The 22,006-nt window shown below is 61.0% G+C and carries 23 protein-coding genes and 1 pseudogene; 12 read left to right on the top strand and 12 right to left on the bottom strand.

What is annotated here, in order from left to right; genetic code table 11:
• Window positions 1-34 precede the first annotated feature (34 nt).
• A complete protein-coding gene (locus V8J63_RS17745; RefSeq protein ID WP_130901745.1) occupies window positions 35-343 on the top strand; it encodes an RcnB family protein in 309 nt (102 codons plus the stop codon).
• 21 nt (window positions 344-364) lie between these two features.
• Here V8J63_RS17745 and V8J63_RS17740 read toward each other — a convergent pair whose 3' ends face one another.
• Both V8J63_RS17740 and V8J63_RS17735 read right to left on the bottom strand, forming a co-directional pair.
• Window positions 365-676, bottom strand: coding sequence for a protealysin inhibitor emfourin (locus V8J63_RS17740; protein ID WP_130888707.1), 312 nt, complete (start codon window positions 674-676; stop codon window positions 365-367).
• Window positions 677-690: 14 nt separating this feature from the next.
• Entirely contained in the window at window positions 691-1,737 is a 1,047-nt protein-coding gene (locus V8J63_RS17735) for a M4 family metallopeptidase (protein WP_130927321.1), read from the bottom strand.
• A 131-nt stretch (window positions 1,738-1,868) separates the two neighbouring features.
• Between V8J63_RS17735 and V8J63_RS17730 the strand changes: the two genes are divergently transcribed.
• Window positions 1,869-2,207 (top strand): FKBP-type peptidyl-prolyl cis-trans isomerase, encoded by a 339-nt coding sequence (locus V8J63_RS17730; RefSeq protein ID WP_336464420.1) that lies wholly within the window; start codon window positions 1,869-1,871, stop codon window positions 2,205-2,207.
• 58 nt (window positions 2,208-2,265) lie between these two features.
• On the opposite strand, the gene V8J63_RS17725 is transcribed toward V8J63_RS17730, so the two are convergent.
• Window positions 2,266-2,601, bottom strand: coding sequence for a hypothetical protein (locus tag V8J63_RS17725; RefSeq protein WP_130888709.1), 336 nt, complete (start codon window positions 2,599-2,601; stop codon window positions 2,266-2,268).
• A 151-nt stretch (window positions 2,602-2,752) separates the two neighbouring features.
• Complete coding sequence (gene ftrA, locus V8J63_RS17720; RefSeq protein WP_336464419.1) at window positions 2,753-3,709, bottom strand: transcriptional regulator FtrA; 957 nt, start codon at window positions 3,707-3,709, stop codon at window positions 2,753-2,755.
• Between the two features lie 101 nt (window positions 3,710-3,810).
• Between ftrA and V8J63_RS17715 the strand changes: the two genes are divergently transcribed.
• The 4 genes from V8J63_RS17715 (at window position 3,811) to V8J63_RS17700 (ending at window position 7,534) form a co-directional block, all read left to right on the top strand.
• Window positions 3,811-4,239 (top strand): rhodanese-like domain-containing protein, encoded by a 429-nt coding sequence (locus V8J63_RS17715; RefSeq protein WP_130888711.1) that lies wholly within the window; start codon window positions 3,811-3,813, stop codon window positions 4,237-4,239.
• A gap of 304 nt (window positions 4,240-4,543) precedes the next feature.
• Window positions 4,544-5,323 (top strand): ABC transporter substrate-binding protein, encoded by a 780-nt coding sequence (locus V8J63_RS17710; protein WP_024013359.1) that lies wholly within the window; start codon window positions 4,544-4,546, stop codon window positions 5,321-5,323.
• A gap of 200 nt (window positions 5,324-5,523) precedes the next feature.
• Window positions 5,524-6,636 (top strand): succinylglutamate desuccinylase/aspartoacylase family protein, encoded by a 1,113-nt coding sequence (locus V8J63_RS17705; RefSeq protein WP_073471250.1) that lies wholly within the window; start codon window positions 5,524-5,526, stop codon window positions 6,634-6,636.
• 181 nt (window positions 6,637-6,817) lie between these two features.
• Window positions 6,818-7,534 carry an alpha/beta hydrolase gene (locus V8J63_RS17700; protein WP_336464418.1) on the top strand — a complete coding sequence of 239 codons (717 nt, stop codon included), beginning with the start codon at window positions 6,818-6,820 and terminating at the stop codon, window positions 7,532-7,534.
• Here the strand turns inward: V8J63_RS17700 and V8J63_RS17695 are convergent.
• Window positions 7,524-8,081: a hypothetical protein gene (locus V8J63_RS17695; RefSeq protein WP_336464417.1), complete on the bottom strand. Its 558-nt coding sequence runs from the start codon at window positions 8,079-8,081 to the stop codon at window positions 7,524-7,526. The two genes, V8J63_RS17700 and V8J63_RS17695, sit on opposite strands and share 11 nt — an antisense overlap.
• An 84-nt stretch (window positions 8,082-8,165) precedes the next feature.
• Window positions 8,166-8,939 carry a hypothetical protein gene (locus V8J63_RS17690; protein WP_336464416.1) on the bottom strand — a complete coding sequence of 258 codons (774 nt, stop codon included), beginning with the start codon at window positions 8,937-8,939 and terminating at the stop codon, window positions 8,166-8,168.
• A 146-nt stretch (window positions 8,940-9,085) separates the two neighbouring features.
• On the opposite strand from V8J63_RS17690, the gene V8J63_RS17685 reads away from it, so the two are divergent.
• From V8J63_RS17685 to V8J63_RS17670, 4 genes and pseudogenes are all read left to right on the top strand, one after another.
• Window positions 9,086-9,622, top strand: coding sequence for a chalcone isomerase family protein (locus tag V8J63_RS17685; RefSeq protein WP_130927324.1), 537 nt, complete (start codon window positions 9,086-9,088; stop codon window positions 9,620-9,622).
• A 131-nt stretch (window positions 9,623-9,753) separates the two neighbouring features.
• Window positions 9,754-11,022, top strand: a complete 1,269-nt coding sequence (locus tag V8J63_RS17680; RefSeq protein WP_241663507.1) for an Nramp family divalent metal transporter — start codon at window positions 9,754-9,756, stop codon at window positions 11,020-11,022.
• Window positions 11,023-11,188: 166 nt separating this feature from the next.
• Window positions 11,189-12,409 (top strand): putative DNA modification/repair radical SAM protein, encoded by a 1,221-nt coding sequence (locus V8J63_RS17675; RefSeq protein WP_024013352.1) that lies wholly within the window; start codon window positions 11,189-11,191, stop codon window positions 12,407-12,409.
• Window positions 12,406-13,224: pseudogene (locus V8J63_RS17670) on the top strand (TIGR03915 family putative DNA repair protein); the annotation flags it as partial. The gene V8J63_RS17675 and the pseudogene V8J63_RS17670, both read left to right, overlap by 4 nt.
• Before the next feature lie 284 nt (window positions 13,225-13,508).
• On the opposite strand, the gene V8J63_RS17665 reads toward V8J63_RS17670, so the two are convergent.
• From V8J63_RS17665 to V8J63_RS17645, 5 genes are all read right to left on the bottom strand, one after another.
• Entirely contained in the window at window positions 13,509-14,528 is a 1,020-nt protein-coding gene (locus tag V8J63_RS17665) for a branched-chain amino acid aminotransferase (RefSeq protein WP_125927687.1), read from the bottom strand.
• A gap of 251 nt (window positions 14,529-14,779) precedes the next feature.
• The gene (lpdA, locus tag V8J63_RS17660) at window positions 14,780-16,153 is read right to left on the bottom strand and encodes a dihydrolipoyl dehydrogenase (protein WP_130926679.1); all 1,374 of its coding nucleotides are present in this window, start codon (window positions 16,151-16,153) and stop codon (window positions 14,780-14,782) included.
• Between the two features lie 6 nt (window positions 16,154-16,159).
• A complete protein-coding gene (locus V8J63_RS17655) occupies window positions 16,160-17,434 on the bottom strand; it encodes a dihydrolipoamide acetyltransferase family protein (protein WP_130888717.1) in 1,275 nt (424 codons plus the stop codon).
• Window positions 17,435-18,493: an alpha-ketoacid dehydrogenase subunit beta gene (locus V8J63_RS17650; protein ID WP_003224000.1), complete on the bottom strand. Its 1,059-nt coding sequence runs from the start codon at window positions 18,491-18,493 to the stop codon at window positions 17,435-17,437.
• 1 nt (window position 18,494) lies between these two features.
• On the bottom strand, window positions 18,495-19,730 hold the full coding sequence (locus V8J63_RS17645; RefSeq protein ID WP_130888718.1) for a 3-methyl-2-oxobutanoate dehydrogenase (2-methylpropanoyl-transferring) subunit alpha: 1,236 nt from the start codon (window positions 19,728-19,730) through the stop codon (window positions 18,495-18,497).
• A gap of 184 nt (window positions 19,731-19,914) precedes the next feature.
• On the opposite strand from V8J63_RS17645, the gene bkdR reads away from it, so the two are divergent.
• Window positions 19,915-20,403 carry a Bkd operon transcriptional regulator BkdR gene (bkdR, locus tag V8J63_RS17640; protein ID WP_039762201.1) on the top strand — a complete coding sequence of 163 codons (489 nt, stop codon included), beginning with the start codon at window positions 19,915-19,917 and terminating at the stop codon, window positions 20,401-20,403.
• A gap of 195 nt (window positions 20,404-20,598) precedes the next feature.
• Here the strand turns inward: bkdR and V8J63_RS17635 are convergent, their stop codons facing one another.
• Window positions 20,599-21,462, bottom strand: a complete 864-nt coding sequence (locus V8J63_RS17635) for an MBL fold metallo-hydrolase (protein WP_197891838.1) — start codon at window positions 21,460-21,462, stop codon at window positions 20,599-20,601.
• A gap of 92 nt (window positions 21,463-21,554) precedes the next feature.
• Here V8J63_RS17635 and V8J63_RS17630 point away from each other — a divergent pair, with 92 nt between their 5' ends.
• Window positions 21,555-21,896 (top strand): ArsR/SmtB family transcription factor, encoded by a 342-nt coding sequence (locus V8J63_RS17630; protein WP_016775194.1) that lies wholly within the window; start codon window positions 21,555-21,557, stop codon window positions 21,894-21,896.
• Window positions 21,897-22,006: the final 110 nt, after the last annotated feature.

Below are 22,006 nucleotides of genomic sequence, written 5' to 3'. Positions count from 1 at the left end.
GTTCAGGTACTACTCATCTGAAAGAGGTTCACCGATGAACAGCAAAACCCTAATCGCCAGCCTGGCCCTTGTTGCGGGCATTGCCGGGATCACGCCCATTGTTCAAGCGGCGCAAACCTCCAGCGAACCCGCCGTGCAATCGCCCACCAGCGATCGCCAGCTGAAGGTCAACGACCGCGCGCCGGAAATGTACCAGCGCGACGACAAGGCTTTGAAGAACTGGAAAGCCAAAGGTCTGAAAGCGCCGATCGACCAGGCGCAGTGGGTACAGATCAATGACAAGTACGTGATGGTGATGATCACCAACGGCACGATTGTCGAGATGCAGCCGGTCGAGAAATAGCTTGATCGCGGGGGAGAGCGTTTACACAAGCTCTCCCTTGTCCCACAGACTCACTAATTCCCCAGGCGCCCGGTCCTCCGGTACCTTCAACACCATTTCCCCGGACTGATAGCGCACTTCAATCTGGTAGAAGCGCTGATCCCCACGTCCCGATTCGCTGCTATCGAGTGGCAGGCAACCCTCAAGCACCGAGCAGATCCTGGAACGCTGATTGATGTCGCACTGGGCAAATTCGATTTCCCGTGGGCGGCTCAGGCTGTGAATCGCTGCAACGCCACCCTGGCGAGATACGCGCAAAACGGAATCTTTATCCAGCTCGGGTAGCGTTTTCATACGGTCTCCTCGGATTATTCGATACCGACCTGTGCCCAGGCTTGCTGCACTGCGTCGGCTGCTTCGGCGCCGAAGCGCTCGCCGGCGTGGTTGATCGTCAGTTTTGCGAACGCGTCGAACGTTGCGTCCTGTTTCAAATGGTCGTCGCACAGTGTGTCGTACCAGATGCGTCCGGCTTTTTCCCAGGCGAAGCCGCCAAACGCTCGGGCTGCCAGGTAAAACGCGCGGTTGGGAATGCCGGAGTTGATGTGTACGCCGCCATTGTCTTCGCTGGTGATGACGAACTTGCGCATGTGATCCGGTTGCGGATCCTTGCCCAGCATCGGGTCGTCGTATGCCGTGCCGGGGTGCGACATCGAGCGCAGGCCCTTGCCCTGGATCTGTGGCATCAGCAGGTCGGCGCCGATCAACCAGTCTGCCTGCTCGGCGGTTTGGCCAAGGGTGTATTGCTTGGTCAACACGCCGAATACATCCGAGAGCGACTCGTTCAGCGCGCCGGACTGGTTGGCATAAATCAGCCCGGCTTCGCTTTCGGTGACGCCGTGGGCCAATTCATGGCCGATGACGTCGAGCGAGCGGGTGAAGCGCTGGAAGATTTCGCCATCCCCGTCACCGAAGACCATCTGCGCGCCGTTCCAGAATGCGTTCTCGTAGCCCTGGCCATAATGCACGCTGCCGATCAGCGCGAATCCCTGATTGTCGATCGAGTCGCGACCGAGCACCTTCCAGAAGAAATCATAGCTGGCGCCCAGCGCATCGTAAGCCTCGTCGACTGCCGGATCCCCCGATGCCGGCTGGCCCTCGAGACGCACCGGCATGCCCGGTAAGAGCATTTTGTTCTGCGCATCATGCACGCTGCGCCGTGCCAGGCCAGGCTTGCTCGCCTCCGGCAGAATCGCCCGCGCCGGCGGCTGCGAAGGACGGCCGGGGTTGGGCAGCAGGCTGCGCACATGATTGAGCGTCTGCATCGCGGCGTTGCGCTGCGGCTCGGAACCGTGGGCAATGATGCGGTTGAGAATGTAGGGCGGGATGAAACTGCGCAGCAATCGAGAGTCGGTCATCTAAGCATCCTTGTCGTCATACGATGTCGATACACATGTGAGCGGCAAGGCGTGTTTTCGGTTCCATGGATTGCCATCGACGCCGGATTCTGCGAAAAACGCCGCCTGCGAACACCTCAAGAGCCAACGACATGACAGACGAACTGCAAATCATCGACCTGCAACCGGGCGACGGCAAAGCCGCGGTGAAAGGCGCGCTGATCACCACCCAATACACCGGCTGGCTGGAAGACGGCAGTGAATTCGATTCGTCCTGGAGCCGGGGCAAACCGTTTCAGTGCGTGATTGGCACTGGCCGGGTGATCAAAGGCTGGGATCAGGGGCTGATGGGCATGCAGGTCGGCGGCAAACGCAAATTGCTGGTACCGGCGCATCTGGGCTACGGCGAGCGGACCATGGGCAAGATCCCGCCGAATTCGAATCTGCTGTTTGAGATTGAGTTGCTGGAGGTTTTGACGCGGGAGGATTGAGGTCTGACGTGCGTCTGGATGAAGCAACCCTCATCCAGACGCTTGCAACTTCGGATGCTCAGGTGAACATCTCTATATCGTCAATCGTGTCCTCAATGACGCCCTGCAACGAGGGCATCCGACGCTTTACGTTTTCGAGCGCCGGCAAAACGGTTTCGGTATTCAGTCTTCCATGTCGACGCGCGATATGGCCCAGGGCGGTGATGGCAGAGGCAGCGATCGCTTCGGTTTCGCTGGAGAGATACTTGGCGCAGATTTCCTCTGCCCAACTGCCATCGGGTTCATTCAAGCCAATGGAAATCAGTGCGCAAATGACATTCTCCTGAGCGCCGCTGGCCAGTAATCGTACGGATTCATCATGATCTATTGACGGGTTTTGGTAGGTGAGTTTCATTGGCGCAGCTGTGTCCTTTTTGGCTGTTAACGGATTGACGAGACGTGTGCCTGCCGCCCCTTCGCGAGCAGGCTCGCTCCCACAGAGTTGACGGCGTTTGCCAGTAAACTGCATGTCGACCAGCGCTGCATCAAGCCATCATCGCCTTACCCTACCGCCCAAACCGCTCCCGATAAACCGACGGCGGTACGCCCACCACGCTGCGAAACGCCACACGAAAACTCTCCACCGAGCGATAGCCGCAGCGCTGGGCGATCTGCTCGGTGTGTTGATGGGTGCTCTCGAGCAGCTCCCGCGCTCGCGCCAGGCGTTCATGTTGCAGCCAGGCCTTGGGCGTTTGCCCGCTGGCTTCGGTGAAACGCCGTAGAAAGGTGCGCTCGCTCATCGCCGCTTCACTGGCCAGATCGCGGACTTCCAGTGGTTCGTGCAGGCGTTCGCGGGCCCATTGCATGATGCGCGACAGGTCGCTGCGGGGTGTCGGGCTGACCGGGGTGGGGATGAATTGGGCCTGGCCGCCGGTGCGTTGTGGCGACATGACCAATCGCCGCGCGACGGCGTTGGCGACCTGCGTGCCGAAGTCGCGGGTTACCAGGTGCAGGCAGGCGTCGATGCCGGCGGCGCTGCCGGCGGAGGTGATCAGTTGACCGGCGTCGACGTAGAGCACGTCCGGATCGACCTCGATCGCCGGGAAGCGTTGCGCCAGTTCACCTGTGTAGCGCCAGTGCGTGGTGGCGCGGTGGCCGTCGAGCAGGCCGCTGGCGGCGAGCACGAACACGCCCGAGCAGATCGACACCAACCGCGCGCCTCGGTCATGGGCCTGACGCAACGCGTCGATCAGCGCAGGCGGTACCGGGGCGTTGCGGTCGCGCCAGCCCGGAATGACGATGGTGCGCGCTGCGGCGAGCAGTTCCAGGCCACCATCGGCCAGCACCTGAATCCCGCCCATGGCGCGCATCGGGCCTTGATCGACTGCCGCTATCGCGTGTTCGTACCAAGGGAAATCGAACTCTGGCCGGGCCAGGCCGAAGATCTCGACGGCAATGCCGAACTCGAATGTGCAGAGGCCGTCGTAGGCCAGAATGGCAACCAGATTGGGCTGAGTGGGCATTTGGCGGAAATCTCCCGGTCGGTGTCTTGCGCGCCACTGTAGCGGCAAGCGCCGTCTCGATAAAGTCTGTTCATCCCCCACAGACAAAGGAGCAACACAGCATGACCAGCCTGGTTCGCGAAATTCCCGCCGCCCCTTCGGCGATTGCCCTGATGCATTTCAGCAATCGTCTGACCTTCGAAACCGATTGTTCCGACGTGTTCAGTAGCCAAGAGGCCGGGGAGGTCGATTTTGTTCTGGTGGATGTGCGCGGCCCATTGGCGTTCGAGCGCGGCCATGTGCCCGGCGCGATCAATATCCCGACCCGCTTGCTCACGGCGGAGCGCTTGGCCGATTACCCGAAACACACTTTGTTCGTGGTCTATTGCGCCGGGCCGCATTGCAACGGCGCGAACAAGGCGGCGGTGAAGCTGGCGGCATTGGGCTATCCGGTCAAGGAGATGATCGGCGGTGTCACCGGATGGCTCGATGAGGGTTTCGAATTGAACGCGGTTTCAGCAGCCAATACCGCGATCAGCTGCGCCTGCTGACGCTTCGATCTCGCCGCCATGGACGCTCCGCATCTCGTGTCAGGACATAGCGAGTCCCGAACAAAAAAACGCATATTTCTGACCTGAAAAGGGCAGTGTCCTACAGCCTTCGCACCACCACGGCGCACGCGTTTACCCTCGTCAATGCGTGCGCCGATGTTCTGTAAGTAATTGTCGCTTAAAAACAATTGCCTCCGTGCGCGCCGCCATAGACTGCCGGCCACGTCGGTTTTTGCCGTTAGAACGCCATGACCGAACGCTGACTCGAAAGCTGCCAATAAAAGCCTCCGCACGGGAGTAATAAATGAAAAAGCTAGTGATGTTCGGTGCCCTGGCACTGTCGATGTTGTCCCTGACCGCCGTGGCCGAAGACGCCAAGCCGATCCGCATCGGTATCGAAGCCGGGTACCCGCCATTCTCGATGAAAACCCCTGACGGCAAACTCACTGGTTTTGACGTGGACATCGGTGACGCACTGTGCGCGCAGATGAAGGTTAAATGCACGTGGGTCGAGCAAGAGTTCGATGGCCTGATCCCGGCGCTGAAAGTGAAGAAGATCGACGCGATCCTGTCGTCGATGACCATCACTGACGATCGCAAGAAAAACGTCGATTTCACCATCAAGTACTACCACACCCCGGCACGTTTCGTGATGAAGGAAGGCTCGGGCGTGAAAGACCCGCTGACCGAACTCAAGGGCAAGAAAGTCGGCGTGCTGCGCGCCAGTACTCACGACCGTTACGCGACCGAAGTGCTGGTTCCGGCCGGGATCGAACTGGTGCGCTACGGCTCGCAGCAGGAAGCCAACCTCGACATGGTGTCCGGGCGTATCGACGCGATGCTGGCCGACTCGGTCAACCTCAGCGACGGTTTCCTGAAAACCGACGCCGGCAAAGGCTTCGAATTCGTCGGTCCGACCTACGAAGACGCCAAGTACTTCGGCGGCGGCGCTGGCATTGCCGTGCGCAAGGGCGATACCGCACTGGCTGAGCAATTCAACAAAGCCATCACCGAAATCCGCGCCAATGGCGAGTACAAGAAAGTCCAGGACAAGTACTTCGACTTTGACGTATACGGCCATTAATACGCCGTGAAAAAAAAGTGGCCCCGTTTGCGCGGTGGCCACTTTTTTTATGTTCTTTTATTGATGGAAATTCTCTGTGGGAGCGAGCCTGCTCGCGAAAGCGGTCTGACATTCGACATCGTCATCGTCTGACCTGACGCATTCGCGAGCAGGCTCGCTCCCACAGGGATTTGCATAACCCAGCTATTAAGGAGTTTTCCATGCAACGCATCGACCACGTTCTGCCCTGGAGCCACTTGGGCAGCGAGCGCTCCCTCAGCGTTTTTCGCTACGGCGCCGGCAGCCGCAAGGTGTATATCCAGGCCAGCCTGCACGCCGATGAACTGCCGGGCATGCGCACCGCGTGGGAACTCAAGCTGCGCTTGAACGAACTGGAACGGCAGGGCCGTTTGCAGGGCGTTATCGAACTGGTGCCGGTGGCCAATCCGATCGGCCTGGATCAGCATTTGCAAGGCAATCACATGGGCCGCTTCGAATTGGGCAGCGGCAAGAATTTCAACCGCGCATTCGTCGAACTCAGCGCCCCGGTCGCAGCGCTGGTGGGCGAGCGTCTGGGCGCGGATGCCGAGGCCAACGTCGCCCTGATCCGCCAGGCCATGGCTCAGGTCTTCGAAGAATTGCCGGCGCCGGCCTCGCAACTGGAAGCCTTGCACCGCTTGTTGCTGCGCCACGCCTGCGACGCCGACATCACCCTCGATCTGCATTGCGACTTCGACGCTGCGATTCACCTCTACGCGCTGCCGCAACACTGGCCGCAATGGCAATCGCTGGCGGCGCGGCTGAAGGCGGGTGTGGCATTGCTCTGCGAGGACTCCGGCGGCAGCTCGTTCGATGAGTCGTGCTCGACGCCGTGGCTGCGTCTGGCCAAAGCGTTCCCGAACGCGGCGATTCCGGCGGCGAATCTGGCGACGACGCTGGAGCTGGGCAGTATGGGCGACACCCGCGTCGATCAGGCTCAGGCCAATTGCGAAGCGATCCTCGGTTTTCTCGCCGAGCAGGGTTTCATCAGCGGCGAATGGCCGGCGGCGCCGAGCGAATGTTGTGAAGGTCTGCCGTTCGAAGGCACCGAATACCTGTTCGCCCCGCACCACGGCGTGGTCAGTTTCTTGCGCAATGCCGGCGAGTGGGTAGAGCAGGGCGATGCGCTGTTCGAGGTCGTTGACCCGTTGCAGGATCGCGTGACCACCGTGCGCGCCGGCACCAGCGGGGTGCTGTTCGCGATTGATCGCGGGCGCTATACCGAGCCGGGGATCTGGCAGGCGAAAGTGGCGGGGCGGGTGCCGTTTCGTACCGGCAAGCTGACGAACGACTGACAGGTTGCGGTGAAGGTGCGGGCCTCTTCGCGAGCAGGCTCGCTCCCACAGGGGGAACGCATTTTAACGGTGGGAGCGAGCCTGCTCGCGAAAGGGCCATCAGCCACGCCACAAAATTTGGATCCTCAGCCGAGAATGTTAGGCTCCCCGCGAACCCGACACTCTGTGAAGGAACGCTGCAATGCTCAAATTGTTCGCCCTGCTGACCCTGCTCGCATCCACCGCCGTCCACGCGCAAACCACCCTGCAATCCGACCTGCCGCTCAAATACCTCGAACAGGTCCACGCCGACGCTGAACCACGTCCGCTGGTGATCTTCCTGCACGGTTACGGCAGTAACGAGGCCGATCTGATCGGCATGAAATTTCAGCTGCCGGCGCAGTACAACTACCTGTCGGTGCGCGCACCGATGACGTTGGGTGAAGGACGTTTCCAGTGGTTTCGCAAGAACGGTGAAGGCGCCTACAACGGCGAGACCGATGATCTGAAGGTCAGCGGCCAGAAGCTGCGCGACTTTATCGCCCAGGCGGCGAAGAAATATCACGCCGCGCCGGACAAGGTGTACCTGATCGGCTTCAGCCAGGGCGCGATGATGAGTTACGAAGTGGGCCTGCGCGCGCCAGCGGTCGTGGGCGGGTTTGCCGCGTTGAGCGGGCGCTTGTTGCCGGTGCTCAAAGCCGAACTCAAGCCCGGGCAAGCGCCACTGCCGCTGAGCATTTTTATCGGCCACGGCACCGCTGATGATCCGGTGCCTTACCGTCACGGCACCGAGGCCAACGAGCTATTGCACAAGCTCGATTACCAGCCCGAGTTTCACGCGTATCCGGGCGTCGGCCACAGCATCAGTGCGGCCGAATTGCGCGATTTGAACGGCTGGTTGCAGCGGCTCAATCCTTGACGATGGCTTTGACCAAGGCATCGTGACCCTTCTTGTCACTGGCGCGGGAAATCACCTGCACCAGCGCCATCTTCGTCCCCGAGCCGGCCAGCAATGTGGTGTTCAGCGTCTGGCCACCGCCCTGGGTGGCGGTGCTGTCAACCTGACGCAGACCCAGGCCGGTACCTTTCTGGGTCAGGCTTTTCTCGCTGAGTTTATTGAAGTCCGGCAGGGCCTTGCGCTGATCGTCGATGAAACTCGACACGCTGCCGTCAAGAAACTCACCGTCGTTGTCCTTGACGTTCTGGCCTGCGGGGATCTGGTTTTCGGCGGCGATGACCACGGTCTTGGTGGTCTGGTTGGTGTACATCGTGCCCTTGGCCCCGCTTGGGCTGGCGGGCAGCGGGTCGGCGACAAAGCCTTTGGGCAGGACGAAGGCGAATTTGCCGTCGAGCAGCGTAACCTTCTCGGTTTTGACCTTTTCCTTGGCGGCGTGCGCGTTGATCGCGGCGAAACCGGCGACGGCCGCCAGCATCAGGACGAGGGTTTTTTTGCTCAACAATGACATGTGAATCTCCGGTGAATGGTCGCGCGAGGCGGGCGATCATCCCACGGAGCGTGCCGGGCGTTCCAGCGCGATTCGTCCGGGCGGTTATTGCGCTTGCGCCTTGGCCACTGGCCGCGCCAGCAGACGCCGGGTAACCCCGAGCATCGCCACCGAGACTGCCACTCCCACTGCGAAGCCGCTGAGGCCCATGCTCGGCAGCGTCAAGGCCGACACCAGGCAGAACGCCGAGAACGAATACATGCCGGTCGCCGTTGCGCGCAATAACGCAGCGGTAAACGCCGGGCCGCGGGTTTGTTGCGAGAACACCGCCATGACGCTGCCGAGCACCGGGAACACCGCGAGCAGGCCGCTCCAGCGTTCGCCGACGGTGCTGGCGAGCATCGTCACCACCAGCGTCAGCGCCGCACCGGCGATCATCCGCCAGATCAGTTTGTCCGACTTCGCTGCTGGCCCGTTCAATATTGGATGCACCTCAGGGAACAGATAAGGCGAAGCGAGCAGTGCCACCGCTGCCGCAATCACCGAGAACGGCAAGGACGCCGGAATCACCGACAACACCGTCGCCAGCGCGGCCCACACCGCCAGTGAAATGGTCAACGCCCACGGCCAGTTCGCCCGCTGCGCCACCTGCGCATAAGTGATGCAGAAAGCGATCATCGCGAACATTGCCGACAGCGCCGCCACCGCCGATTGCGCGGCAAACTGCGGCCCTTGTTCAATCGCCAGAAAGAACAGAATCGGCCCGACCACCACCGGCAATCCTGACAGCCACCCGGCCACGCTCGGCCCCCAACGTTTGCCCGCCAAGGAAATCAGCAGGAGAAAACCGGGAATCAGCAGCAGTTTGAGGATCAGCACGCGGGTGTCTCCATCGGGTCAGGATGAGCCACGTTAGCACTGCCGATTAAAGATTGCTGCCTATGTTCGCAATTTTTGTATACAAAAAATCAGGCGCGAATCCAGCTATGCTTTGATCATCAGAATGCAGCGGAGACGATACGGCGATGAACAGAACACCCAAGCTCGTACGTGGCTGTTGTGGCATCGGTTTATGGACGCTGTTGCTGACGCCGACGTGGGCCAATTGGCAGGACGCAGTGCCGGGCGCGCAAATCATCGGCAGTGGCGATTTCAGCGTGTTCGGCTTCGATGTTTACAGCGCGCGCTTGTGGAGTGCCGCGCGGCCTCTGGCGGACGGCCAGCCGTTTGCCCTGGAGCTGATCTACCGGCGCAACATTTCGCGAGACGATCTGGTCAGCACCAGCGTCGATGAGATCAAACGCCTGGCCGGTCCTCGGGTCACTTCAGCGCAATTGGCCGGCTGGCAAAAGCAGATGCAGCAATCGTTTGTCGACGTTCAGGCCGGCACGCGGATTACCGGCGTGTATCTGCCGGGGCAGGGCGCGCGGTTTTTTGTCGGCCAGAAGCTCCAGCATGAGATTGAGGATCCACAGTTTGCCAAGGCGTTTTTCGATATCTGGCTGGATCCGCGAACACGCAGTCCCGAGTTGCGCGAGCAGTTGTTGGGGGTGAACCCATAGGTTCAGTGATTTTTGCGCTTCAAGGCATCAGGCGAAACGACTAAGCTGCCGGGCTCCCGTTTTTGTTTCTGGATGTGTGCGTGAAATTCAGCCTGCCCAAAATCGCCACCGCGCCGTTTTGCCCGCCGGAAGTGGCCGGCAGTGTTGCGGTCGATCCGACTGCCTCGTTCTTCAAACGTGTGCTGCGTTTCGCCGGTCCCGGTTTGCTGGTGTCGATCGGCTACATGGATCCGGGCAACTGGGCGACCGCGATCGAGGCCGGTTCGCGTTTTGGCTACAGTCTTTTATTCGTCGTGTTGCTGGCGAGTCTGGCCGGCATGGTCGTGCAGTGCCTGTGTTCGCGGCTGGGCATCGCCACTGGTCGCGATCTGGCGCAGTTGTCCCGCGAGCGCTACAGCACGCCGACCGCGCGCCTGCAATGGCTGCTGGCGGAAATCTCGATCATCGCCACCGACCTCGCCGAAGTGCTTGGCTGCGCTCTCGCGTTTCACTTGCTGCTCGGTTGCTCGCTGACCTTCGGCATCGCTCTGACGGCTTTCGACACGCTGCTGGTGCTGGCGTTGCAGAACCGGGGATTCCGCCGGCTCGAAGCGATCATGCTGGTGCTGGTCGCGACCATCGGTGTGTGTTTCTTCGTCGAATTGTTGTTGATCAAACCGTACTGGCCAGACGTGGCGCTGGGCTTCAAACCCTCGCTGTCCGCGATCAGCGATGCGGCGCCGCTGTATCTGGCCATCGGCATCCTCGGCGCCACAGTGATGCCGCATAACCTGTATCTGCACACATCGATCGTGCAAACACGGATGATCGGCAAGGACTTGGCGAGCAAGCGGGACGCGGTGAAACTGGCGCGCATCGACACCATCGGTTCGCTGGCCCTGGCGCTGCTGGTCAACGCGGCGATCCTGATTCTCGCAGCGGCGGCGTTTCACCAGTCCGGGCACACCGATGTGGTCGACATTCAGGACGCCTATCACCTGCTCGACCCACTGGTTGGCGGTGCGCTGGCCAGTGTGCTGTTCGGCGTGGCACTGCTCGCGTCGGGGCAAAGTTCGACCTTCACCGGGACCATCGCCGGGCAGGTGATCATGGAGGGCTATCTGAACCTGCGCATCCCGTGCTGGCAGCGGCGTTTGATCACCCGCGGGCTGGCGCTGATTCCGGCGTTCATCGGCGTATGGCTGCTCGGTGATGGCGCTATCGGCAAGCTGCTGGTGTTGAGCCAGGTAGTGCTCAGCCTGCAACTGCCGTTTGCCTTGTACCCGCTGATTCGCATGACCAACGACCGGCAGTTGATGGGGCCGTTCGTCAATCGCTGGCCCACGCGGGTGCTGGCCTGGGGGCTGTTTGTGTTGATCAGCGGGGCGAACAGTTGGTTGATATTGCAGTGGGCGGTTTGATCACTGTGTTGCGGTGACTGGCAGGGCCTCTTCGCGAGCAGGCTCGCTCCCACTGGTTGCGCGGGTGATGGCAATTCAGGTGATCAGCCGACGAGGGGTCATCCATCAACTTGTTTCGCGGCGGGCGAGCCTATACTGTATATGCACACAGTATAGAGCCCGCGCCATGCAAATCATCGACAAGCTCAGCATCCTCGCCGACGCCGCCAAGTACGACGCCTCCTGCGCCAGCAGTGGTGCGCCCAAGCGCAGCTCCGAGGGCAAGAGCGGGCTCGGTTCGACCGACGGCATGGGCATTTGCCACAGCTACACGCCGGACGGGCGCTGTGTGTCGTTGCTGAAAATCCTGCTGACCAACTTCTGTCTTTACGATTGCCAGTACTGCGTCAACCGCCGTTCCAGCGATGTGCCACGTGCGCGCTTCACCCCGGAAGAAGTCGTGACGCTGACCATGGATTTCTACCGCCGCAACTGCGTCAGCGGCCTGTTTCTCAGCTCCGGGATCATTCGCTCGGCGGACTACACCATGGAGCAACTGGTGCGCGTCGCCAAGTTGCTCCGCGAAGAGCACGAATTTCGCGGCTACATCCATTTGAAGACCATTCCGGAAGCCGATCCCGCTTTGATCGAAGAAGCCGGGCGCTATGCCGATCGCCTCAGCGTCAACATCGAACTGCCCACCGATGCCAGCCTGCAGACACTGGCGCCGGAGAAGGACATCACCTCGATCAAGCAAGCGATGAACACCATCTACACCGGCGTGCAGACGGTATTGAACGAACCGCGCTCGGCAAAATTCGCCCCGGCGGGGCAGAGCACGCAACTGATCGTCGGTGCCGATGACACCGACGACAGCACCATCCTCCACAGCGCTCAGTCCCTTTATGGCAACTTCCGTTTGCGCCGGGTCTATTACTCGGCATTCAGTCCGATCCCCGACAGCCCGAAAAGCGTACCGCTCGCCGCGCCACCGCTGATGCGTGAGCACCGTTTGTATCAGGCTGATTTCCTCCTGCGCAGCTACGGCTACAGCGCTGACGAATTGCTCAAAGGCCCGGGCAATCTGGCGCTCGATATTGACCCGAAGCTGGCTTGGGCGCTGGAAAATCGCGAAGTGTTCCCGCTCGACCTCAACCGTGCTGACGCGACGTTGATCGCACGCATCCCGGGCATCGGCTTGCGCACCACCGAGCGCCTGGTCGAGTTGCGCCGTCAGCGCCGCATCCGTTACGAAGACGTCGCGCGGATGCGCTGTGTGCTGGCCAAGGCCAAGCCGTTCATCATCACCAGCGATTACCACCCGCAGCAGGCGGAAGTCACCAGTCACATGCTCTACCAGCAATTGCGTGACCGGCCGATGCCGCAGCAGATGGGGTTGTGGGGATGATCAGTCTCGATTGTGACGATCTGTTCGATACCTGGCGCCAGCAGGCGCGCTGGTTGCTCAGCCATGAGATCGATCCAAGTCTGGTGAGCTGGGCGACGGAAGGCGTTGGCGATCTGTTTGCCAGTGATGATCACGTGCCCGAAGGGCAGGGGCCGTTTCAGGCGCGTATTCCCCGTACGCTGCTCGCCACCCTCGAACAAGCGGCGCGCTATCGCGGCGAGCAACGCTGGAGCTTGTTGTATGAAGTGCTATGGCGCGTCAGTCACGGCGACCGCACGGCGATGATGGCCGGCGACAAACTCGGCAGCGAGTTGCAGCGGCGCATCAAGCAGGTCAGCCGCGAGGCCCATCATCTGCATGCATTCGTGCGTTTCATCGAGCGGCCGAAGGATCTGCCTGGTCCACAATACGTGGCGTGGCACGAACCGGCGCATGACATCCTGCACAGCGCCAGCGAGCACTTTATCGGTCGCATGGGCCAGCATCGCTGGTTGATCGCCACACCGCGCGATGGTGTGTACTACGACGGTGAGCAGTTGATTCACGAGCGGCAATGCCCGATTGAATGGCAGCAACTGGCACAGAACGTCGATGACCCCCACGGCGATTTGTGGTTGACCTACTACAGCCACATCTTCAACCCGGCACGGTTGAACCCGAAGGTCATGCAAGGGCATCTGCCGGTGCGGTTCTGGAAGAATCTGCCGGAGGGCGAGTTGATACCGGGATTGATCACCCAGGCGCGGATGGGCAAGCAGCAGAATGGGCAGGCGAGTGGGATTGCTGATCGACTTGGTAAACGGATTGCCTTGAAGAGCGAAAAGCCTACCCTCACCCCAGCCCTCTCCCGGAGGGAGAGGGAGCCGACCGAGGTGTTCTTGCGAACTCCATCGACCTGAATGGCCGAGGCGAACGCGATTTTTGAAAAGCGCACAAGTCGGCTCCCTTTCCCCCTCGCCCCCTTGGGGGCGGTCCGACGTTTCGGGAGGGCTGGGGTGAGGGGGTGACGTTCTTCAATACGACACCAGAGCCCAGCCCTACAAAAAAGCCCCCCACCAATCACTCGGTGGAGGGCTTTTGAGCATCAGCAGTCGTCAGATCAAACCTTGACGATCCAGCCCGCTGGCGCTTCGATGTCGCCGGTCTGCACGCCAGTCAGCTCTTTGTAGAGCTGCTGGGTTACCGGGCCTACCTCGGTTTCGCTGTGGAACACATGCAGGTGATCGTTGTAGCTGATGCCACCAATCGGCGTGATCACCGCAGCGGTACCGCAGGCACCGGCTTCCTTGAAGTCCGACAGCTTGTCGATCAGCACGTCGCCTTCAACCACGTCCAGGCCCAGACGCGATTTCGCCAGTTCGATCAGCGACAGGCGGGTGATGCCTGGCAGGACCGATGGCGAGTTCGGGGTGACGAACTTGTTGTCGTGGGTGATCCCGAAGAAGTTGGCCGAACCGACTTCCTCGATCTTGGTGTGGGTCATCGGATCGAGGTAGATCGCGTCGGCGAAGTTGGCTTTCTTGGCTTTCGAGCCCGGCATCAGGCTGGCGGCGTAGTTGCCACCGACCTTGGCCGCACCGGTGCCTTGCGGGGCCGCGCGGTCGTAGCTGGAGATCTGGAAGTTGTGCGGGGTCAGGCCGCCCTTGAAGTAGGCGCCGACCGGGATGCAGAAGATCGAAAAGATGAACTCGGGCGCGGTGCGCACGCCGATGTTGTCACCGACGCCGATCACGAACGGGCGCAGGTACAGCGCGCCGCCGGTGCCGTACGGCGGGATGAAACGCTCGTTGGCGCGAACCACGGCTTTGCAGGCTTCGATGAACTGCTCGGTGTCGACCGTCGGCATCAGCAGACGCGCGCAGCTGCGTTGCATGCGCAGGGCGTTCTGGTCCGGGCGGAACAGGTTGATCGAGCCGTCCTTGCAGCGATAGGCCTTCATGCCTTCGAAGCACTGCTGACCATAGTGAAGGGCGGTGGAGCCTTCGCTGATGTGCAGGACGTTATCTTCGGTCAGGGTGCCTTTGTCCCACTCGCCATCGCGAAAGTACGACAGATAGCGCTTGTCGGTCTTGATGTAGTCAAAACCCAGCTTGTCCCAATTGATGCTTTCGTTACCCATGACACCCTCTATCACTGAACAACCGCCGAAACGGTTCAAGGCTTCTGACGTTTTTTTGGATGGGCACAACAATACTTCATTCTTGAGCGGTTTCGCAGCCGGAATTCGCTCCGCTGATCGTTCCCTCGACTGATCGTTCCCACGCTCTGCGTGGGAATGCCTCATCGGACGCTCCGCGTTCGGCTGTTGGGACGCAGAGCGTCCCGGGCTGCATTCCCACGCGGAGCGTGGGAACGATCAATTTGACGGATTTACAGATGCAACGCATGCCCCAGCGCCCGCAACGCCGCTTCCTGCACCGCTTCGCCCAAGGTTGGGTGCGCATGGATGGTGCCGCCGATGTCTTCCAGGCGCGCGCCCATCTCCAGGCTCTGCGCGAATGACGTCGACAATTCGGAAACACCGACCCCCACCGCTTGCCAGCCGACAATCAAATGATTGTCGCGACGTGCGACCACGCGGACGAAGCCGCTTTTCGATTCCAGGGTCATTGCGCGGCCGTTGGCGGCGAACGGGAAGCTTGCAACGATGCAGTCCAGCCCCGCAGCCTTGGCCTCGTCCGGAGTTTTGCCGACCACCACCAGTTCCGGGTCGGTAAAGCACACGGCGGCGATGGCGGTCGGGTTGAATTCGCGGCGCTTGCCACTGATCAGCTCGGCAACCATTTCGCCCTGAGCCATGGCGCGGTGGGCCAGCATCGGTTCGCCGCTCACGTCGCCAATGGCGTAGACGTTGCGCATGCTGGTCTGGCAACCGCTGTCGATCCTGATAGCCGAACCGTTCATGTCCAGATTCAACGCTTCGAGATTGAAGCCCTGCGTATTGGGTTTGCGTCCGACCGCGACCAGTACCTGATCGGTTTCCAGATTGAGGGTTTCGCCTTCGGGATCGCGCACCTGCAACGTGCCGTCGAAACCCAGCACGCTGTGCTTGAGGTACAGTTTCACGCCCAGCTGCTTCAGCGCTTCATGTACCGGTTGTGTCAGCTCCGCGTCGTAAGCCGGAAGAATTCGATCCTGCGCCTCGACCACGCTGACTTCGGCGCCGAGCTTGCGATAGGCGATGCCCAGCTCCAGGCCGATGTAACCACCGCCGACCACGACCAGGCGTTTCGGCACAGACGTCGGCGCCAGCGCTTCGGTGGAGGAGATGATTGGCCCGCCAATCGGCAGGATCGGCAGGTTGACGCTGGTCGAGCCGGTGGCCAGCACCAGATGTTCGCACTGGATGCGCGTATCGCCGACTTCCACGGTTTTGCCGTCGATGATTTTCGCCCAGCCGTTGATGACCTGAACCTTGTTTTTCTTCAGCAGCGCGGCGACGCCAGTGGTCAGGCGATCAACGATGCCGTCCTTCCACTCCACACTTTTGCTGATATCCAGGGTCGGCGCGGCAACGCTGATGCCGAGCGCCGAATGCTGGCTGTGATGCTGCGTCTGATGAAACTGCTCAGCCACATGAATCAGCGCTTTCGACGGAATGCAGCCGATATTAAGGCAGGTGCCGCCCAACGATTGGCCTTCGACCAGGATGGTCGGGATGCCCAGTTGCCCGGCGCGGATCGCGGTAACGTAACCGCCGGGGCCGCCGCCGATGATCAGCAGCGTAGTGTTCAGAGATTGCATTCGGGCTTACTCCACAAACAAGGTGGCGGGTTGTTCGAGCAAGCCACGAATGGCCTGAATGAAGAGCGCCGCGTCCATGCCGTCGACCACGCGATGATCGAAGGAGCTGGAGAGGTTCATCATCTTGCGGATCACCACTTGGCCTTTGACCACCATTGGCCGTTCGACGATTTTGTTCACGCCGATAATGGCCACTTCCGGCAGGTTCAGCACCGGCGTGCTGACAATGCCGCCCAGCGCACCGAGGCTGGTGAGCGTAATGGTCGAACCGGACAGCTCATCGCGGCTGGCCTTGCCATTGCGCGCGGCGTTGGCCAAACGCGAAATTTCCGCGGCGCTGTCCCACAGGCTGCGCGCTTCGGCGTGACGCACGACGGGCACCATCAGGCCGACATCGCTTTGCGTGGCGACGCCGACATGCACCGCGCCGAGGCGGGTGATGACTTGCGCTTCGTCGTCGTAACGGGCGTTCATCTGCGGGAAGTCGCGCAGGGCCACCACCAGCGCGCGAACGAGGAACGGCAACAAGGTCAACTTGCCTCGGCTGGCGCCGTGCTTTTCATTCAGGTGCGCGCGCAGTTCTTCGATCGCGGTGACGTCGATTTCTTCGACATAGCTGAAATGCGCTGCGCGCTGCGTGGCGTCCTGCATGCGCTGGGCGATCTTGCGGCGCATGCCGATCACTTGAATCTGTTCTTCGTCGTGGCGCTGGGCATAAGCGGCAGCGGCCGGCGCCGAAGCGTTCGACCGACCTTGCGCCAGATAGGCCTCAAGATCCTCATGCAACACGCGACCGGCCGGGCCGCTGCCGCGCACCAGACGCAATTGAATACCCAGGTCCAGCGCATGTTTGCGCACGGCCGGCGATGCGAGCGGGCGTTCATCCGCTTCGCGAGCAACCATCGGGCCTTGGCAAACGGCAGCCGGACGTGGTGCGGCGGCTGCGGCGGATTTGCTCTCGACAGCGGCTTCAACTTTCGGCGCAACCGGTGCTTCTTTGACGGGCGCGGGTGCGGCCGACTCTTTAAGGTTGCCAGCCCCTTCGACTTCGATGCTGATCAGCACACTGCCAACCGCCATCACTTCACCCGGCTGACCACCGAGGGCAATCACTTTCCCGTGCACCGGCGATGGAATATCGACCATTGCCTTGTCGGTCATTACATCCGCCAGCACCTGATCTTCAACCACCAGATCGCCAACCTTGACGTGCCACTGCGACAGTTCTACTTCTGCGATGCCTTCGCCGATGTCCGGCATCTTGATAACGTGCGTGCCCATTCAGACCTCCATGACCCGTTTCAACGCCGCGCCCACGCGGGACGGCCCTGGGAAATACGCCCACTCCTGCGCGTGCGGGTAGGGAGTGTCCCAACCGGTGACGCGCTCGATCGGCGCTTCCAGGTGATGGAAGCAATGCTCCTGCACCAGCGATACCAGCTCGGCGCCGAAACCGCAGGTGCGGGTGGCTTCGTGAACCACCACGCAGCGGCCGGTTTTCTTCACCGACTTGACGATGGTTTCCAGGTCCAGGGGCCACAGGCTGCGCAGGTCGATGACTTCGGCATCGACGCCGGATTCTTCGGCAGCGACTTGCGAGACGTATACGGTGGTGCCGTAGGTCAGCACGGTCACGTCCTTGCCCGGGCGAGTGATCGCAGCGACGTCCAGCGGCACGGTGTAGTAACCGTCCGGCACCTGGGCTTGCGGGTGTTTCGACCACGGCGTCACCGGGCGGTCGTGATGGCCATCGAACGGGCCGTTGTACAGGCGTTTCGGCTCAAGGAAGATCACCGGGTCATCGTTTTCGATGGAGGCGATCAGCAGGCCTTTGGCGTCGTACGGGTTGGACGGCATCACCGTGCGCAGACCGCAGACCTGAGTGAACATCGCCTCGATGCTCTGGCTGTGGGTCTGGCCGCCGTAGATGCCGCCGCCGCAAGGCATGCGCAGGGTCATCGGTGCGGTGAATTCGCCAGCCGAGCGATAACGCAGGCGCGCCGCTTCGGAGATGATCTGGTCGGAGGCGGGGTAGACGTAGTCGGCGAACTGGATTTCGGCGACCGGCCGCAGTCCGTAAGCGCCCATGCCCACGGCCACCCCGACGATGCCGCTTTCCGAGATCGGCGCGTCGAACACCCGCGAGGTGCCGTACTTGGTCTGCAGGCCTTCGGTGCAGCGGAACACGCCGCCGAAGTAGCCGACGTCCTGACCGAACACGACGACGTTGTCATCACGCTCAAGCATCACATCCATGGCCGAGCGCAGGGCCTGGATCATGGTCATGGTGGTCGTGGTCATGGCGGTTTCCAACTGAATATTGTTGTTGTGATCGTTCATGTCAGATCCCCAACTGCTGACGCTGGCGCTTCAAGTGCTCCGGCATCTCTTTGTAGACGTCTTCGAACATGGTCGCGGCGCTTGGAATCTGGCCACCGGCGAGGGTGCCGTACTGTTCGGCCTGTTTCTGCGCGGCAATCACTTCGGCTTCAAGTTCAGCGCTGACGGCGCTGTGCTCTTCCTCCGACCAGTGGCCGACCTTGATCAGATGCTGTTTCAGACGCGCGATCGGATCGCCGAGCGGGAAGTGGCTCCAGTCATCGGCAGGGCGGTATTTTGATGGGTCGTCGGAGGTCGAGTGCGGGCCGGCGCGGTAGGTGACCCATTCGATCATGGTCGGGCCGAGGTTGCGCCGGGCGCGTTCGGCAGCCCAAGCGGAAGCGGCGTAGACCGCGTAGAAGTCGTTGCCATCGACACGCAGCGAGGCGATGCCGCAACCGACGCCGCGTCCGGCGAAAGTCGTGGCTTCACCGCCGGCGATGGCCTGGAAGGTGGAAATCGCCCACTGGTTGTTGACCACGTTGAGGATCACCGGCGCGCGATAAACGTGGGCGAAGGTGAGGGCGGTGTGGAAGTCCGATTCGGCGGTGGCGCCGTCACCGATCCACGCCGAGGCGATTTTCGTATCGCCCTTGATCGCCGAGGCCATGCCCCAGCCGACGCCCTGAATGAATTGGGTGGCGAGGTTGCCGGATATGGTGAAGAAACCGGCGTCCTTGACCGAGTACATGATCGGCAACTGGCGGCCCTTGAGCGGATCGCGCTCGTTGGACAGCAGTTGGCAGATCAGGTCGACCAGCGGCACATCGCGGGCCATCAGGATGCTTTGCTGGCGGTAGGTCGGGAAGCACATGTCGTCGATGTTCAGCGCCAACGCCTGGGCGCTGCCGATGGCTTCTTCGCCGAGGCTCTGCATGTAGAACGACATCTTTTTCTGCCGCTGGGCGACGACCATGCGGTTGTCGTAGATGCGCGTCTTGAGCATCGCGCGCATGCCTTTGCGCAGGATTTCGACCGGCACGTTTTCGGCCCACGGGCCGAGGGCGTTGCCCTGATCGTCGAGCACGCGAATAAGGCCACGGGCGAGGTCGGCGGTGTCGGCAGGTTCTACATCGATGGGAGGTTTGCGCACCGTACCGGCATCGGTCAGATGCAGGTAGGAAAAATCGGTTTTGCAGCCGGGACGGCCCGAGGGTTCAGGGACGTGCAGGCGCAGCGGTTCATACGCTTGGGTCATGGCTTCTACGCTCGATCTTGTGAATTTCTTGTAGTGAGCTGGCAGTCATTCCGGGATGAGGAAATCTTGTCCTACAACAATCATAGGCGTGGCCAAGAAGAATATTTCTCTGTGTTTCGTTGCGCTGGTGACCATTTGCAGATAGAAATTCTGCATAAACATAAAAAACAGGTGGTTTTGTCTCATGCGCAAACTGGACCGTACCGACATCGGCATTCTCAACAGCCTTCAGGAGAACGCGCGCATCACCAACGCCGACCTCGCTCGCTCGGTGAACCTGTCGCCGACGCCGTGCTTCAACCGGGTCAAGGCCATGGAAGAATTGGGCTTGATTCGCGAGCAGGTCACGCTGCTGGATGCCGATCTGCTGGGGCTGCACGTGAACGTGTTCATTCACGTCAGCCTGGAAAAACAGGTAGAGGAGGCGTTGCAGCATTTCGAGGAAGCGATTTCTGATCGGCCTGAGGTGATGGAGTGCTATCTGATGGCGGGTGATCCGGATTATCTGATTCGCGTGCTGGTGCCGAGCATTCAGTCGCTGGAACGCTTCATGATGGATTTTCTGACCAAGGTGCCGGGGGTGGCGAATATTCGTTCGAGCTTTGCGCTGAAGCAGGTGCGTTATAAGACCGCGTTGCCGTTGCCGGCCAATGGGTTGACGTTGGGAACCTGAAGATCAAAAGATCGTCCGATCGCGGCCCGAGCCTTCGGCAGCTCCTCCATTCGCCGATCGTTCCCACGCTCCGCGTGGGAATGCATCCTGTGACGCTCTGCGTCACTTCTTGAGGCGGAACGCGGAGCGTCCCTGGCGGCATTCCTTTGCTGCGCGTGGGAACGATCAGTTGGCTCCGCGCCTGAATCAGAGCGGTCAGAGTTTGTTGAGCGGAATCTTCAGGTAAACCACGCCATTCCCCTCAGGTGCCGGCAGATTCCCCGCCCGCACGTTCACCTGAATCGCCGGCAGCAGCAACGTCGGCATGCCTAACCCAGCGTCACGTGTCGTGCGCATCTCGACGAACGCCGCTTCATCGATCCCGTCATGCACATGAATATTGCTTTTGCGCTGTTCGCCGACAGTGGTCTGACACTGTGGGGCGCGGCCTTCGGGCGGGTAATCGTGGCAGACGTAAAGCTTCACGCTGGCTGGAAACGCCAGCAGCTTCTGGATCGACTTGAACAATTGCTGCGCATTGCCGCCAGGGAAATCACAGCGCGCGGTGCCAACGTCCGGCATGAACAGCGTGTCACCCACCAGGATCTGTTCGCCGTCGATCAGGTACGCCATGTCCGCTGGCGTATGGCCGGGGACGTGCAGGGCGGTGGCCTTGAGATTGCCGATCATGAACGACTCGTTCGGCGCGAACAGATGATCGAACTGCGAGCCATCGACGCAAAATTCCGGCTCCAGGTTGAATAGCGCCTTGAACACATTCTGCACTTTGCTGATCGATTCACCGATGGCGATCTTGCCGCCCAGTTCCCGACGCAGGTACGGCGCGGCAGACAAGTGGTCGGCGTGGGCGTGGGTTTCCAGCAGCCATTGCACTTGCAGCCGATGCGCACGGACGAAGGTGATGATCTTGTCCGCCTGCGCCGTGCCGGTGCGCCCGGCAGCGCCATCGTAGTCAAGCACCGGGTCGACGATCGCGCACTGGCCGCCGTCGGCTTCATAGACCACGTAGCTGTAGGTCGAGGAGGCGGGGTCGAGGAACGCTTCAATCTGGGCGGACATGGCAGAAACCTGTGCTGAGGAATTTCGGGTTGCAACAGTTTATGTAAAAACATAATGTTCGCAGCTTAAGTGACCTTCAAGGCCTCGTGCAAATGCAATCCAGTCTGACCGAATGTGAAGTCGCCCAACTGCGCGCCTCGGCGTCCAAAGCCTGCGCCTTGCTCAAAGCCCTGGCCAATGAGGATCGTCTGTTGATTCTCTGTCAACTGACCCAGGGCGAACGCAACGTCGGCGAGCTGGAAAAGATGACCGGCGTACGCCAGCCGACGCTGTCCCAACAACTGGGCATCTTGCGCGATGAAGGCCTGGTCGCGACCCGCCGCGAAGGCAAATACATTTTCTACGGCCTGGCCAGTCACGAAGTGATTCAGGTGATGAAAACTCTGTCGGGGCTGTATTGCGGAGCGGTACTCAAGAGCTGGGAACAGCCATAAATGCCAGCCCTCACAAACATCTCCTGTGGGAGCGAGCCTGCTCGCGAAGGCGGCGTGTCAGCCGACGAATAGTTGACTGAGCCACCGCTTTCGCGAGCAGGCTCGCTCCC

The sequence above is a fragment of the Pseudomonas sp. CCNWLW23 genome, assembly GCF_037095675.1.
Classification (GTDB): Bacteria; Pseudomonadota; Gammaproteobacteria; order Pseudomonadales; family Pseudomonadaceae; genus Aquipseudomonas; species Aquipseudomonas atacamensis.
This window is presented reverse-complemented; position numbering and strand designations above follow the sequence as displayed.

What these genes read in the sequence shown, in the direction of transcription:
- V8J63_RS17745 (WP_130901745.1), top strand. Translation starts at nt 35, where the DNA reads ATGAACAGCAAAACCCTAATCGCCAGCCTGGCCCTTGTTGCGGGCATT.
- V8J63_RS17740 (WP_130888707.1), bottom strand. Translation starts at nt 676, where the DNA reads ATGAAAACGCTACCCGAGCTGGATAAAGATTCCGTTTTGCGCGTATCT.
- V8J63_RS17735 (WP_130927321.1), bottom strand. Translation starts at nt 1,737, where the DNA reads ATGACCGACTCTCGATTGCTGCGCAGTTTCATCCCGCCCTACATTCTC.
- V8J63_RS17730 (WP_336464420.1), top strand. Translation starts at nt 1,869, where the DNA reads ATGACAGACGAACTGCAAATCATCGACCTGCAACCGGGCGACGGCAAA.
- V8J63_RS17725 (WP_130888709.1), bottom strand. Translation starts at nt 2,601, where the DNA reads ATGAAACTCACCTACCAAAACCCGTCAATAGATCATGATGAATCCGTA.
- ftrA (WP_336464419.1), bottom strand. Translation starts at nt 3,709, where the DNA reads ATGCCCACTCAGCCCAATCTGGTTGCCATTCTGGCCTACGACGGCCTC.
- V8J63_RS17715 (WP_130888711.1), top strand. Translation starts at nt 3,811, where the DNA reads ATGACCAGCCTGGTTCGCGAAATTCCCGCCGCCCCTTCGGCGATTGCC.
- V8J63_RS17710 (WP_024013359.1), top strand. Translation starts at nt 4,544, where the DNA reads ATGAAAAAGCTAGTGATGTTCGGTGCCCTGGCACTGTCGATGTTGTCC.
- V8J63_RS17705 (WP_073471250.1), top strand. Translation starts at nt 5,524, where the DNA reads ATGCAACGCATCGACCACGTTCTGCCCTGGAGCCACTTGGGCAGCGAG.
- V8J63_RS17700 (WP_336464418.1), top strand. Translation starts at nt 6,818, where the DNA reads ATGCTCAAATTGTTCGCCCTGCTGACCCTGCTCGCATCCACCGCCGTC.
- V8J63_RS17695 (WP_336464417.1), bottom strand. Translation starts at nt 8,081, where the DNA reads ATGTCATTGTTGAGCAAAAAAACCCTCGTCCTGATGCTGGCGGCCGTC.
- V8J63_RS17685 (WP_130927324.1), top strand. Translation starts at nt 9,086, where the DNA reads ATGAACAGAACACCCAAGCTCGTACGTGGCTGTTGTGGCATCGGTTTA.
- V8J63_RS17675 (WP_024013352.1), top strand. Translation starts at nt 11,189, where the DNA reads ATGCAAATCATCGACAAGCTCAGCATCCTCGCCGACGCCGCCAAGTAC.
- V8J63_RS17665 (WP_125927687.1), bottom strand. Translation starts at nt 14,528, where the DNA reads ATGGGTAACGAAAGCATCAATTGGGACAAGCTGGGTTTTGACTACATC.
- lpdA (WP_130926679.1), bottom strand. Translation starts at nt 16,153, where the DNA reads ATGCAATCTCTGAACACTACGCTGCTGATCATCGGCGGCGGCCCCGGC.
- V8J63_RS17655 (WP_130888717.1), bottom strand. Translation starts at nt 17,434, where the DNA reads ATGGGCACGCACGTTATCAAGATGCCGGACATCGGCGAAGGCATCGCA.
- V8J63_RS17650 (WP_003224000.1), bottom strand. Translation starts at nt 18,493, where the DNA reads ATGAACGATCACAACAACAATATTCAGTTGGAAACCGCCATGACCACG.
- V8J63_RS17645 (WP_130888718.1), bottom strand. Translation starts at nt 19,730, where the DNA reads ATGACCCAAGCGTATGAACCGCTGCGCCTGCACGTCCCTGAACCCTCG.
- bkdR (WP_039762201.1), top strand. Translation starts at nt 19,915, where the DNA reads ATGCGCAAACTGGACCGTACCGACATCGGCATTCTCAACAGCCTTCAG.
- V8J63_RS17635 (WP_197891838.1), bottom strand. Translation starts at nt 21,462, where the DNA reads ATGTCCGCCCAGATTGAAGCGTTCCTCGACCCCGCCTCCTCGACCTAC.
- V8J63_RS17630 (WP_016775194.1), top strand. Translation starts at nt 21,555, where the DNA reads ATGCAATCCAGTCTGACCGAATGTGAAGTCGCCCAACTGCGCGCCTCG.